Genomic DNA, 14302 nt, shown 5'->3' on the forward strand with positions numbered 1-14302 from the left:
GAGTAAAGTTTTTATGTGCTGCCATTGATTTTGACCTCCCTTAAGAGAAATTTTATCATTTTGTGTGTTTTAGTCCAATTCTCTTAAGGGGCCAATATGCAAAGAATCCATAGATGGTTGGCTTGCCAAGAATGTTGCTGTTTAGTTCTCTATCTTCAACTATTACTACCCTGTCTATCCTAAATCTTCTTTTTATGTTATTTAGCACATCTGTCATTGTCTTGCCATCAGACCATTTGGTGACCATTGGGGGGCGGTGATTAATTCAAGAAACGATATAAGCCACATCAGGTCATTTGGTTAGGATAAATAAAACAAATAAGTAGCAAATAGACAGGCCTTTTGTCTGCCTATAATTTTATCTCACCATTTTTATTATGGCCTGGCCACTACAAGTATCGCTATAATAGCTGCAGAATCCCTGGGGATTTCTAAAATTGTATCGCTGTTTACACTGTGCTATAACTGTATATAGAAAATATGATAAGTGGAGAATATTATGACTAAAGATAAAAACCACAGAAAAATTAAAGCTGGACCAGATAATGAAGGTACTCTTCAGGCTATCTAAGAGGATAACCATAAATCTGCTCAACGCTCTTTTTGATGAAAATTTTATTGTCAATGAGGTTGCTATAGAATACAGCAACAGTGAATTTACTGGCGATGACTATGAACGCATCATAGGTGATATATTTGTAGATGTGCGTACTAAAGAACATGTGTAAAAGTATCATATAGAATTCCAAACCTTAAATGACACGGACATAGCAATAAGGATGTTTAGATATGGGTTTGAGAAGGCCATAGAGCCATCCGGTATTTCTGGCAAAGGAGAGATAAGACTGGGGTTTCCAAAACAACTGGTTATATTCTTAGAAGAAAATGAAGGATAGCCAATCATTTATCCTTTGTACTTATTCTATCAGATGGCCAAGAATTAAGATATACTGTGCCTGTAATACAATACTGGAGATACACCACAATAGAACTAAGAGATAAGAAGATGTATGCTCTGCTTCATTTGCAGGTATTTAAATCGAGGAAAAAGATAAGATCTATATATGAGAGCAACAAACCTGATAAAGAGAAGGCCCAGCTTATATAATGAAGAGTTTGAAAAACTGATAGATACTGTAAGGGAAGTCCTCAACATATTAAGCGAACTACATGATAAAAAAGAGATTTTTACTGGTGATTTAGAAAGAATACTTCGTGTTATGACAAATATAACAGGCTATCTTTATGATAAATATGGTAAATACCGTAAGGCTGATGAGGAGGTGAAAACAATGGTTACAAATTTGTATAACCCTGTTGTTAGAGAAGAAGGGATAAAAGAAGGAATAAGAAAAGGTAAGATTAGCGATATCGAGAATGCTATAAGGGTCAAATTTGATAGACTTCCTGAGGATTTAAAAGAGAAGATAGAAAATATAAAAAATGAGGAAAAACTGAATGAACTGCTCATTACAGTGATAAAATCAGACTCTATAGATGAGGTATATAAAAAGATTTAGGCGTGTAAAAAATGAGATATGGATATACCTAAAGGACAGCATATAGGGCTGTCCTTAGATTATACATATAATTACAGTCAAATCATACATACTTGAGTATTTCATCCGGCTTGCTGCATATTATCATATCATCCGCAGAGATATCCTTAGACCTGTCGTACTCACCCCAATTGGCCAGTATAAAGGTTACATTGCAATTTCTGGCACACTGGTAGTCAAAGAGGCTGTCTCCTACATAGAACGCTTCTTCCGAAGCCACACCCAGTTCTTTCATAGCCAGCACCAGCTGATCCGGATGTGGCTTTGGCCTCAAGCCGTCTCGATTTGGCACCACCACATCAAAATAATGGAGAATGGCTTTCAGGACATTATCTATCTTTACCTCAAACTCATACCTCGAGGTCACTATTCCCAGCTTTTTATCTCTATCTTTTAGTTCTTTTAAAACCTCTTTTATCCCGGGATACAGGCTTACATTATGATAAAGACTTATTATATTTTTACTCCACACCTCAAAGGTACCATCCACATCTTCAACACCTAAATGCCTTAAAGCATCCTTTCCTGTGTGGGAAAAGGCAAACCTCAACTCATCGTAGCTGTATTCCTTATTATAAAGGTCCTTCATGGTCATTTTCAGGGCATCTATAGTTACCTTTTCTGTGTCTGTTAAAGTACCATCTACATCAAATATTACAGCTTTTATTGTCATTCGTATCCCCCTCTTAGCAGTGAACCCTCTCCCTCCTAAAGAGGTGGGAGCTTCCTACTTCATTGACCACTGCCTGTTGTTATTTTAAGCAGGTCTTACATAATCTCCATGGGCGTAACTTCGGGAGGAACCTTCCCTACGAATAAGCAAATATCTTTATGCTGCTATTCCTAGTTGTCTTAATCCTTCATGCAGTATATTTATTGCTGCATTTATGTCTCTGTCTATTTCTAATCCGCATTCACATTTGTGTACTCTTACTGATAAATCTTTTTCAACGATTTTTCCGCATCTGCTGCATCTTTGTGTTGTGTATGCTGGATTTACTTTTATGAATATCTTGCCTGATCTTTCTGCTTTATACTCAAGAAACGTATCTAATGTTCCCCATCCTACATTTGCTATCGATTTTGCAAGTTTATGATTTTTCATCATATTTTTTACTTGCAAATCTTCAATACAAATAATGTCATTGTTCTTTACTATGTTATAGCTTATCTTATGTAGATAGTCTTTTCTCTGATTTGCTACTTTCTCATGGAGTTTTGCTAATCTTCTCTTTTGTTTTTCTCTGTTGTTGCTTCCTTTCTTTTTTCTCGATAGCTGTCTTTGCAGTCTTTTTAGATTCTTTTCTGCTTTTTGCAGCCATTTTGGATTGCTGTATAGTTCTCCATCTGATGTTGCAGCTATTGCATTTATTCCTTTGTCTATTCCTATTGCTTTTTCTCCTATAGTTACTTTCTTTTCTTCTTCTATTTCAACTGACAGATTGATATACCATTTCCCTGCATGATATTTTATATTGACTGCTTTCACTTTTGACGGGTCAAATTCTCTATGCGCTATGATTCTTATATACCCTATATTTTTTATATATACATATCCTTTTTTGCCGAAATTTCTTTTTTCTTCACACTGAGGAAGTGTTATTGAAGTGTAGTGATATTTATCTTTGAACTTTGGGTATTTTGCTCTTTTTTCAAAGAAATTTTTGTATGCTCTGTCTAGTCTTCTCAATACGTCTTGCAGTATCTGCGATTGTACCATTTTATACTCTGGATGTTCTTTTTTATACTGCGGCAGCATGTTTTGTTGTTCTCTGTATGTAAGTCCTTTGCCTTTTTCCTTATAGTGTTTTATTCTTTGATCGAGGGAATAGTTATATAGTTTACGGCAAAGATACAGTGTATAGAACAGCTTTTCTTCTTGCTCTTTCGTAAGTTCTATGAGAAAATGTTGACATATCATCATTTTTTTCTCACCTTGGCTTTCTATGATAAAATTCTCCACACCTATTATGACATATTATTCTAGGACATACAATAGAAATTTATCTCCCACCTATAGAGGATAGGAGACTTCTTTCAAGCTTTTTGTTAAAAATGACAGAATATGCAAAGAAGTATGATATAATATAAATATTCGGAGGATGATATTATAAAAGTGAGCAATGACTTTTTTATTGACTTAAAGACAATTGTCGCTGTTTGACTTATAGAATAAGATTTACGGTATAATATATACATGAACAGCATAAGATTAACTACAGATACATGATAGTAGACTTAGGAGACATACGCTTCGACGATATAAAAAATACCGAATATTATGACCCGTACTCTCTTCTACCATTAGTTGACAGGGCGAAAAGGCAAAGAGAGGGCATCAGATAGTGTATAAAAATTGAAGGATTTTTTATCTCTATATCGAAATATATATCCTGGTGATGATCATGAAGATGATAAATGTAAATACCCACAAGAGGCAGGAATTTGTAGATATTACCCGGGAAATAGAGGAAATTGTCGTATCCTCTGGAGTAAAGGATGGGGCATGTCTCATATATGTGCCCCATACTACAGCTGGGGTTATGATAAATGAGAATGCTGACCCCGATGTGATTTATGATGTTGATGGTTTCTTCAAGGATATGGTGCCGCAAAGCCTTCATTTCAAGCACAGAGAAGGTAATTCCGACGCCCATATAAAGTCGGGACTCATAGGGACGTCCCTCATGGTGCCGATCTCGGGAGGAGGCCTGGCCCTTGGCACATGGCAGGGCATATACTTTGCTGAATTCGACGGACCGAGGCATAGAAATGTATATATAACGATTTTAAAGGGGATAGACAATGATTGACATAAACAGTATACCCTACGACATTTTAGAGGCCTGCAGCTTCAATGAGCTGACAGCATATATACTGTACAGACGGGGGTTTAAGGACCCGACTACAATAAGGGAGTTCTTAGACCCAGGCCTATACAAGCCTACAGACCCTTTTGAGTTTGAGGACATGGACATGGCTGTCGAAAGGATAAACAGGACCATACATGATGGTGAAAAAATTCTTGTATATGGCGACTATGATGTGGATGGGATAACCTCAACCTCTATACTCTATCTGACCTTAAAATCCTTGGGGGCAGACGTAATATGCCACCTCCCCGATCGATTCTCGGAAGGGTACGGCATGAGCATAGATGTCATACACAACCTGCCGGGGCAAGGTGTCAAACTCATCATAACCTGCGACTGCGGCATTGGCAACTTAAGAGAGATAGCATATGCCAACTCCCTCGGTATAGAGACCATAGTAACAGACCACCACACTCCGCCTGATGTGCTCCCAGATGCCCTCTACCTCTTAAATCCTAAATTCTTTCCTGAGGACCACCCGGCAAGGAATATAGCTGGTGCAGGCATGGCCTACTTCCTCTCAAAGGCTCTTATCCATGATGAGGCAGATAGCTTCTTAGACCTTGTGTCTCTTGGTACCATAGCCGACTCTGTCCCCGTAAACTTAGAGAACCGTTACCTGCTCCAGAAGGGATGGGATAGCCTCATATCAGGAAAGAGGCCTGGCCTGGCCGCCCTTTTTCAGGTCTCACACCTTAAGGGAGACATCACAGAGGAGGACATAGCCTTCCAGATAGTCCCACGGCTCAATTCAGCCGGCAGGATGGATACCGCTATACTCTCCTTTAAACTTCTTACGGAGGACAACATCAACACATGCCTCAACCTTGCAAAGACACTGGACAGGCTAAACAGCGATAGAAAAAAGGTGCAGGATGAAATCCTGTCAGCAGCAGAGAAAGAGATAGAGAACAACAGATTGTATAAGGATGGCATCATAGCCCTGTATAATCCCACATGGCATCAAGGGGTAATAGGTATAGCTGCAGGAAGGATAACAGAGGAATATGGGCTTCCCTCATTATTGATGACAAAAAACAGGGATGGCAATATAGTGGGCTCTGCCCGTTCCATTGACGGGGTATCAATCTACAACATCCTCTCTGGTTGTTCCGATAGCCTCCTTGGCTTTGGCGGCCACACCATGGCAGCGGGCTTTTCTTTAAAAGAAGAAAAACTGGGAGACTTCCTTGACAAATTAAGGTCATACGGTGGGGATATCCAAAGGGTAAAATCGGCATCTTCCGAGCCGGAACTGGAACTTTTCCCAGAAGAAATAAACCAGGACCTTTATAACGCCATAAGAGGCCTGGCCCCTTTTGGCGAGGGCTTCCCCGAACCGGTCTTTATAACGCGGTGCCTTGAGGTGATAGACGACAGCTATCAAAATTTCCATCGGCTCATAATTGGACTGGATGGCAAAAGACTTCACGCCCTGTGGTGGAATGGCCCCAGAAAAAAGCTTGAGCCTGGATACTATGATGTATTGTACACTGTGAATATGGATAGGTATAGAGACATCATCTCCCTCACCATAGAGAATATTGAAAAGAGCATGGAAACGGCCAGGCCAAAGACTGTGCCTGAGTTAATAGACATGAAGGACAAGCCCATAGAAGAGGTCTTAAAAATGGAGGGCTCTTTTTACTGCGAAGGCACGGCCAATGCCAGGGAAGAGACCTGTACAAGGTATACACTGCCTCAATCCGAAAGGCTGATTATCCTATCTGCACCACCTTCCCCGGGTATACTGAGAGATATAGTCCTCATTTCAAACCCAAAAGAGGTTATATTGTCATTTGCTGCAGACAGCATATTAAGGCCTGACGACGTCCTAAAGAAAATTATGGGCGCTGTAAAATATGCTGAGGATAGAGGAAGGATAGTTGATATACAGTATCTATCCTCCCGTATTGGCATTACAGAGATGGCAGCTTTAAACGGCCTCATGTTATTGAACTCCATGGGTCTTATCGAACTGGAGGAAATAAACAAACTGAAATATTATGTCGTCACAAAAAATGACAAAAAGAAAGAGGATAAGCAGTTAAAGAAAAGATTTATAGATCTAATAGGTGAAATGAACTCGTTCATGGCATGGCTTAAAAAGGCTGGTATAGATGAAATAAAAGACCTAATAAAATAGGGTGCTATATAGTCAGCACCGGCAGAGGCAGCCAGTACGGCCTGGCCATTAAATCAGAATATTCTCCTGTTCCAATCTTACCATTTTCTCTACCATATAGCCAATAACATTGTGAAAATCAGCGTAGTCCTCATCCTCAAGCAAAGCAGTAAGTTTCTTTCTATAGGCTTCATCTATTGGTTTTGTAAAATGCTCATACTCCTTTAATGTATCCACATCCATCATGTATGGCTTTATATCTATCCCTATTGCCTTCCTTAGGTGTACCAGTATCTCAAAACCACCGAGGTCAATATCGCCCCAGTGGTAGAATGACGCACCAGATAGCTTTAATTTATTTAGAAAATTTCTCTTAACCCTATCGCTGAATCCACCCAGATAGAGAATGAGAAAGCCCTTTGGCCTCTTTCTCACAAACTGCTGGTATACAGTAAGGTTTTCTATGGTAAGGACAGCCTTTGAAGCCATTTCCACAACCTGTAACTTTTCCACCATTTCACCGGGTATACCCACGTCTGGCACAAAACTTGATATATCAATTATTCCCTCACCGCAGCTTATTTTAATATTGCCGCTCACATAGAGGTATCCAGGGTTATCCACCACCCCCACGAGGGTTAGGACATCCTTGGGGTTTAGTTCTTTAAGACCCATAAAGTCCTTCAATATCCTGACTACTTTGGACTCCACAGCCTCAAAGGCCTTGGTGTCTCCCAGCATTCTTCCGCTGAAAACCCTCTTTGGTATATCCTCCTTGAGTTTCATTATGGCATTTAAGGACTTGAATATAGCTATAGCCTCATCTGCATTATCCACATCGATGTATATGGGGCTTTTGCCCTCTATAATCCTGCTTCTGACAAACCTATAAAATGGAAGAATCTCATCCGTGGCCTGGCCGGAATACTCCTCGATAGCCTTAAGCATCTCTTCCTCCTTGGAATGTCTCGGCCTCCTCCCCAGAAACTCATATATCTCGTTCGCCTTTTCCACATTCAACGAGACCTTGTCTATGAGGCTGCCCTCATTGTGTTTTACCCAATGTATCCTGATATACCCCTTCTCTACTAAAAACCTCATCTCGCTGTTTATATCCAGCCTGTAGCTTGATGTGGTGTCGTCATAATACTGGGGCATGGTGTCAGGAGTAAACCTGAAGTATATGCCCCTCCTGCCCTCACCCCTGTATGTGCTGCTCCTTTCAAACCTATCTATGAGCTGGTTTAAAACCTTAGCTGCGTACCTCATCCAAGTCCCTCTTTATATCAAAGTTATATGTCCAGGCCTTTGCACCTTCCCTCATTACAAGGATTGTAGTGTTCACATAGGGCCCTATATACTCGCATTTTTCCGTAGGGGCAGCCAGTATCACCTGGAGACCGAGGCTGTTCATAAACGTGAGGGTGGCCTCAATCCTTTCGCTGTCCATCTTGTTGAACGCCTCATCAAAGAGCATCAGGCCGATGGAGTCAATCCAGTTCTTGCCCCTATACATCTGTAGAAAAGAGGCTGTCATCACCACATAGTACGGGGTCTGCGTCTCGCCGCCGGACTTTTCCCTGCTTACCTTTGAAAAGCTGGATACCTGGCCATCTGAATGCCTTATCTCTATGTCATAGGTGAGGTAGTTCCTGTAGTCAGTAAGCTCCGTCATTACCTTCTCAAACTCCTCTTCGCTGTCGGTGGTTATCCTCTCAAAGAGTTCATCCATAGCCTCCTTGTGCCTGGCCTCAAAGGCACTGCTGAAGAGGGTAAACCCCTCCATGAGGAGCGGGTCCATTATCATGTCATAAAAGTTCTTATACTTTGGGTTTGGCCTTATCACAAACCTGTAGCTGTCGCCGCCAAACTCTAAGTCCCTCAGGGCATCATTCAGCATGTCAAACTCCATCTTAGCGCTCTCTATGTTTTCCTTCAGGGAAGCAATGAAGTGCTCCTTAAACTCCTCCTCGGCCTCTTTCCTTGCAAGCTCAATCTTCTCCTCAAACTCCTCCAACTGGCTCTCTTTGAGCTTCTTATGAAACTCCTCAAAGTCAGATAAATCCGTCGAATCTACCCTGCCCCAGAAGTTAAAGTCGCTGTTAAACCTCTGCATGGCAAGCTCTATACTGCTCTTTTGATTGGCTATCTGAGTCTCCAAGCCCTTCCTGCTGGTCTCAAAGTTTTTGAGGACATCGGCTATATCCCTCTTTGATGTCTCCTCCTCATACCTCTTTGATGCCCATTCCTCTATGTCCACATGCTCTGCTATGAATTTGTCAAGGTCTGCCTTTAATTCCTCTGATACCTCCGTCTCCCTCTCTATCCTGCCATTCAGGTTATTTATATCTGACTCGAGACTGCCTTGTATGCGGCTGCCTTTAAAGAGTTCCTCATCCACACCAGCCTTTTCTTTTTCAACCGCAGTGAGTTTCTGCTGAATGGCCACATATTCCCTCAGGTCCAAGGAGGCCAACTTGTTCTCCCTCTCTTCTATCTCGGCCTCTGTGGTTTCTGCCTCATCTATTATGTCGTTTATATCCCTTGCTGAGTAATAGAAGTCATCAAAAGGCTTCAGGAGTTCTTTCACATTGCCCAGCCTGTCTATCTCGCTGTTTATAAGGGCCTTCTCCTCCTGTACCTGTCTTAACTCCCTCTCCTTCATCTCCAGCTGCTTGGATGCGGCCTTGCTGCCTATGAAAGGTGTCTCATAAACAGCAAAGTTTATCTGTCTGGCCACACTGTTTTGGTATGTCATGCAGGTGGGTGTTATGGCCCTATCGTATCTGTTAAGCTCATCCACATTTTCACACTTCATGAGGCGGCCCATTATCCTGTTGACATAGGCTCTGGCATATTGGTTTTGTGTCTCTACCTCCTCGGCCAGTGAGCCTGCCTCCATCTGGTCTACATACTTTAAGACCCGTGTGGTGTCCACAAGGCCAACGCCAAATATGTTCTTTTCCTTTTTAACCTCATCATATATGTGGAGGGCTAAATTGAAGTGCTCCTCCGGAACAATGAGGTCAAACCTCTGGGTATTCAAATACCCCTCTATGGCATCTCTCCACCTCTCATCTTTCACTTCTAAAAGCTCACAGAGTATATCGGGGATGCACTCTACCCCCTTTTTCTCTTTAAGTCCTTCTGCAATAAGCTGTCGTAGAAGGGTGATGTTCTTGTCATACACCAACCTCTTATTCTTAAGGCTCTTTACGCTGTCTGTAAGCTCCCTCTCCTTTTCGGCCAGGCCCTCAAGCTCTGTCCCCAAGCTGTATATCCGATTTGAGAGCTCATCCGATTCCTTCCTTATTGTTTCATAGGCCAGGCCGAGGCTGTCTGTATCAATGTGGCCCTTCTCCTTTATAAAGATATCCAGGTCATCTACGAATGAACCTATCTCCTTGAGGTAGCCCTGGCCTGCTGCCTTCTTTAATTTTTCCGATACACCCTTGGCCATGGAGTGAACCTTATCTATCCTGAACCTATCCTCATTCAGCTTATTCTTAAGGAGTTTTATCTCCCTCTGGAGTTGACCCTGCATCCTGTAGTTCTCATTCTGGTTCAGCATATCCTTCAATGTATCATACTCTGTAGAGAGCTTTTCCTGCCGCTTTTTCAGCTTTTCAATCTTTTTCTCGATATCCTTAAGGTCTTTCTCCCTTTCCTTTTTCTCTTCTTTAAGTCCTTCCAGTCTGTTTCTTGAAATCTCATAGGATGCCCTCTTTATGATGTATTCCTGAGCATTCAGCCTTTCCTGAAGCCTCTTTAATTCACCGCCCATGGATATTATCTCATCCAGCCTTGCTATCTGAGTCCTTATGCCGGCTGCCATGGCCTCATATTCCTTATACTTCCTGAAGTTTTCCCTCATGGCGTCTATGGTAAGCTTCTTCTCGTCCAATACATACTGGTATACAAACTCCTTCAGGTCCTTTAAAGGCTTAAAGGCCAGGGCCCTCACCAGATTGTCAAAAAACCTCTCATTGAGCGAGCCCAGCTTTACCAGGAGGTCCTGCCTGTACTGGCCAGGCGTCTGGTATACCTTTGCGTTGTACTGTTTCAGATGGTCTCTCAGGTTCTTCCTATCCCTTGCTCTCTTGCCGTCCCAGAACATATCCTCCCTTATTTCTGCATCCTCTATCTTAAAAAAGTCATTGTCAATGGTATTGTCCCTGTAGCAGTCTATGCATGAGCCAATTATGAAATACCTGTCCTTATTCTCATCATAAAACTCCAGGGCGATGATGCTGGAAAAATCCCCGTTCCTTAAGTACCTCTCCCCTTTTTCGTCCACCCCTGTCTTGCCCTTGACATAGTCAACGAGCGTCCTCTTGGACTCGTCATCGGCAGAATAATTAAACTTTATCTGCCTCAAGTCCGCAACCAGTACGTACTGGATGGCATCCAGTATGGTGGACTTGCCGCTCCCGTTTTCCCCAGTGATAAGCGTACTGCCGTCAATATATATATCCACATTGTCAAAGTAGTGCCAGTTTATCAGTTTAACCCTGGTAAGCCTCTTCAATGGTTTCACCCCCTTCTCTCTGGTATGAGGAGATCCTATCGTAGACCGCCTTTATATCCTCAGCCCTCACTGCGGACAATATGGAAGGATAAACAATCAGCCTGCATTCAGGGTCGAATATATCCTGGTCTAAATTATCAATGATATTGAATCTCTTAAAGATTGAGACGGCATCCCTGAGGTTTGCCTTGTTTATGGGCCTGTCCTTCAGCCCGAGGCCCATATACCTCTCCTGCACCTCGCCTATGGTGATAACCACGTTCTGGGCCAGGCTTATCTCCCTCCGCTTCTCCTCATAGATGAGTCTGAGTATCAGCAGGATGATGCTTTCATCCAGAGTGAGGTTCACATGGTTATACCCAAACCTGTTTCTCACATAGTACACATAGTTGTTTTCATCAGACATCAGTTCCCAGCCGCCCATCATGAGGTATTCGGATATGCCCCTCTCGTTTCTCTCTATGAAGTAATAGTCCCTCCTGTCCTCATCGGACCTCTTATTGATATAGCAAGCAGAAAGGAGTTTATTCACCACGCGGGTAAATGTGTTCTTCTCCTCCTGACTCATGTTCTCGTACCATTCAAACATAATCATTTCCTCCTTATGACGGCTTCGGGGAATGAAAACATCTCGCCCTCCACCCTTTCATCAAGCCTATCCACCCTGTACCCAACCCTCTTTGACTGAGAAAAGGCAAAAATGTATATAAGCCGGATAAAGTCCTCCACACTTTTTATATCCATCTCCGAAGCCCTTATGCTTGCCCTTTCCTTTAACACATCCATGACAAAGGCATTCACCCTGTCTCTGGTAAGACTCTTTTGCATCTTTTCTTTAATGGAGATAACCTTTTCGTTCTTTAGTGCCTCATCCAATTCAAAGCCCTCAATGACTTCAAATTGAGGTGCCCTAATAGTCTTCCTTGGCTTATACAGTGAGGAGTCATCTATATATCCCTGAGAATATATGGAATGTATGGCATCTATCTCCTCAGGCGGTGGGTCTTTAAAGTTCACGTCATTTCCCTTTATATATCCTGAGAGCCAGGCCAGGACCTCAGCCAGTTGCCCCCTGGTATCCCTGTTGGAGTAGAGTGCATGGCGCACCTGGTTTAACGAGGCTCTGGTGTACTGGGCATTCCTCTTGTCTATCTCCTCCATCAGCCTCCCCATGTCCCTGTAGCCTTCCTGGATAAAATTCAGGGTCTTTATTATCCCTTCCTTTGCATCATCTATGCTTTTATATCTTTCCCTCTCCACCATGCCCTTAGCTATCCTGTCGAGGAGTTTATTATTCCTCTCCCAGTCGCTTATCTTCCTCAATATCCTGACACGGTACTTGGATACATTGTCCGAGGTCTTGAGCCTGTGATAGCTCTTATCTATGACCTCACTCTTATAGTCTATGAAATGGCTGCTTAATACCTCACTTGCCTCTTTTTCCTCCAGTATCCTCTCTGTGTATGTCTTAATGTTGGAATAGAGCGACTTGAGGTTATTGATGAGACTGTATGTAGAATCGTAAACCTTCTCTAAGATAATGTCAGGATGCTTATCCGCACCTTCCGAATAGAGGTTATTGTACGTATCAAAGACGTAACCCTGAAACTCTTCCTCATAACCATCCCGTATCTTTTTGAGCACATCCAATATCTTAATGGCATAATCAGTGAGGTTTACATACTGAGTGTAGTCCGTAAACGTCTCTATCTCTATCCATCCAGTATCCTCCAGCTTGCGGAGGACCATGCTGGCCCTGTCTCTGGGACTTTGAGCGGCCTCCCCAATATCCTCCATAAGCTCAGTATCCAGTGAATCGCTCTCTACTTCCTCTATGTAAGAGGTTATTATCCTAACACAGTCCTCCCGCTTTACACCCATGGCAGAGATTGAATATTCATCATATATTAAAAAAAGGATATCCGAATAGAACTCCTTAAGCGGACTGGAAAGAATACTGAAAAACCTGTCCGGTATCCTTGAAAAAAGGTTCATGAAATCACTCCTACGGTATATCTTCTCCGTATATTATATCATAGATTCCATTGGCAAGTGCACAAAAAAAGCCGGGAAACCCGGCTTTTTTCATAGCACTAAATATAACCCTAAGGAGGCCAGTATGCCCATAAAACCTCCGAAATAGAAGGTGGCTGCAGGACTTATGGCATCCCAGAGAAGGCCAGCTATAAAGGAGGCAGGCATAAGGCCAATGCCTACAAAGGTGTCGTGCAGTCCTATGAGGGTTCCCTTAAGGTTTTCAGGAGCTATTTCCGCAACCAGTGCCTTTTCTACACCTTCTGTGAGGGCTATATAAATACCATACACAGCAAAAAGTGTCCAGACTGCGGCCTTGCTTGTAAAGAATGCAAAACCCAGATATACAAGACCATAGAATAGGTAGCCTGCCACCAGAAGTCTCTTCCTGCCTATCCTGTCAGAGAGGCGTCCTAATGGATATGACAATACCATATAGATCACATTGTAGGCAAGGTACAGAAGGATGACTGTTGCATCGGTAAAACCAACGTTTTTAGCCCTTAACAGCAGAAACTGGTTGGATGAATTGCCTAGAGAGAATATGAATATGACAATTAAAAACATCTTAAGCCTTCTATCTAATTTGCTCCATGAAAATGATATGTTCTTTGCCAACGGTTTTAAGCCTCTGGTCTCTTTAGCAAAAAACAGCACTATCACTCCAAGGGCTGCCGGTATGAGGGAATACATAAAGACTGCAGTATAGTCTCCCTTATATGATGTCAGGAAGTAATAGGCTAAAACTACACCAATCACTGCCCCTGCAGAGTCCATGGCCCTGTGGAGGCCGTATGCCTTACCCAGATTTTCTTTATCTGTAGACTCTGCTATGAGAGCGTCCCTTGGGGCATTCCTTACACCCTTTCCGAAACGGTCTACAGTCCTCCCTGCAAACACCCAACCCCAGCTTGAAGAAAAATATAGCAGAATCTTTCCAATAGTTGATGATGCATAGCCCAGTATGGCCAGCGGCTTTCTCTTACCCACCTTATCGGATATGTATCCAGAAAAAACCTTTAACAAGCTGGCCAGGCTTTCCGCCACGCCCTCTATAAAGCCAACTGTTGCCGCACCAGCCCCTAACCTCTGAGTGAGGTAAAGAGGGATGAGCGGATATACCATCTCTGTGGAGATGTCTGTAAAAAGGCTGGTAAGCCCCATTATGATAACATTTAACATT

At 42.5% G+C, this 14302-nt stretch carries 12 protein-coding genes; 4 read left to right on the top strand and 8 right to left on the bottom strand.

Going from position 1 to position 14302, the window contains the following annotated elements; genetic code table 11:
• Positions 1-55: 55 nt before the first annotated feature.
• Complete coding sequence (locus FWJ32_RS12225; protein WP_162523626.1) at positions 56-217, bottom strand: hypothetical protein; 162 nt, start codon at positions 215-217, stop codon at positions 56-58.
• 328 nt (positions 218-545) lie between these two features.
• Here FWJ32_RS12225 and FWJ32_RS12230 point away from each other — a divergent pair, with 328 nt between their 5' ends.
• Positions 546-728, top strand: a complete 183-nt coding sequence (locus FWJ32_RS12230) for a hypothetical protein (RefSeq protein ID WP_149546251.1) — start codon at positions 546-548, stop codon at positions 726-728.
• A gap of 336 nt (positions 729-1064) precedes the next feature.
• A complete protein-coding gene (locus FWJ32_RS12235; RefSeq protein ID WP_149546252.1) occupies positions 1065-1520 on the top strand; it encodes a hypothetical protein in 456 nt (151 codons plus the stop codon).
• An 82-nt stretch (positions 1521-1602) separates the two neighbouring features.
• Here FWJ32_RS12235 and FWJ32_RS12240 read toward each other — a convergent pair whose 3' ends face one another.
• Positions 1603-2232 (bottom strand): HAD family hydrolase, encoded by a 630-nt coding sequence (locus tag FWJ32_RS12240; protein WP_149546253.1) that lies wholly within the window; start codon positions 2230-2232, stop codon positions 1603-1605.
• A gap of 156 nt (positions 2233-2388) precedes the next feature.
• Entirely contained in the window at positions 2389-3483 is a 1095-nt protein-coding gene (locus tag FWJ32_RS12245) for an RNA-guided endonuclease InsQ/TnpB family protein (protein WP_149546254.1), read from the bottom strand.
• Positions 3484-3964: 481 nt separating this feature from the next.
• Here FWJ32_RS12245 and FWJ32_RS12250 point away from each other — a divergent pair, with 481 nt between their 5' ends.
• Together FWJ32_RS12250 and recJ are read left to right on the top strand one after the other, a co-directional pair.
• On the top strand, positions 3965-4372 hold the full coding sequence (locus FWJ32_RS12250) for a secondary thiamine-phosphate synthase enzyme YjbQ (protein ID WP_149546255.1): 408 nt from the start codon (positions 3965-3967) through the stop codon (positions 4370-4372).
• The gene (gene recJ / locus FWJ32_RS12255; RefSeq protein ID WP_149546256.1) at positions 4365-6578 is read left to right on the top strand and encodes a single-stranded-DNA-specific exonuclease RecJ; all 2214 of its coding nucleotides are present in this window, start codon (positions 4365-4367) and stop codon (positions 6576-6578) included. Before FWJ32_RS12250 ends, recJ begins: the two co-directional genes overlap by 8 nt.
• Positions 6579-6626: 48 nt before the next feature.
• On the opposite strand, the gene FWJ32_RS12260 is transcribed toward recJ, so the two are convergent.
• From FWJ32_RS12260 to FWJ32_RS12280, 5 genes are all read right to left on the bottom strand, one after another.
• Positions 6627-7826, bottom strand: coding sequence for a Wadjet anti-phage system protein JetD domain-containing protein (locus tag FWJ32_RS12260; RefSeq protein ID WP_149546257.1), 1200 nt, complete (start codon positions 7824-7826; stop codon positions 6627-6629).
• A complete protein-coding gene (locus FWJ32_RS12265; RefSeq protein ID WP_149546258.1) occupies positions 7810-11085 on the bottom strand; it encodes an ATP-binding protein in 3276 nt (1091 codons plus the stop codon). The genes FWJ32_RS12260 and FWJ32_RS12265 overlap by 17 nt, the downstream gene beginning before the upstream one ends.
• Entirely contained in the window at positions 11063-11674 is a 612-nt protein-coding gene (locus FWJ32_RS12270; RefSeq protein WP_162523627.1) for a DUF4194 domain-containing protein, read from the bottom strand. The genes FWJ32_RS12265 and FWJ32_RS12270 overlap by 23 nt, the downstream gene beginning before the upstream one ends.
• A 2-nt stretch (positions 11675-11676) precedes the next feature.
• Positions 11677-13080: a Wadjet anti-phage system protein JetA family protein gene (locus FWJ32_RS12275; RefSeq protein WP_149546260.1), complete on the bottom strand. Its 1404-nt coding sequence runs from the start codon at positions 13078-13080 to the stop codon at positions 11677-11679.
• Between the two features lie 90 nt (positions 13081-13170).
• Complete coding sequence (locus tag FWJ32_RS12280) at positions 13171-14301, bottom strand: MFS transporter (protein ID WP_149546261.1); 1131 nt, start codon at positions 14299-14301, stop codon at positions 13171-13173.
• Position 14302 lies beyond the last annotated feature (1 nt).

The organism is Calorimonas adulescens, from assembly GCF_008274215.1.
GTDB lineage: Bacteria > Bacillota > Thermoanaerobacteria > Thermoanaerobacterales > UBA4877 > Calorimonas > Calorimonas adulescens.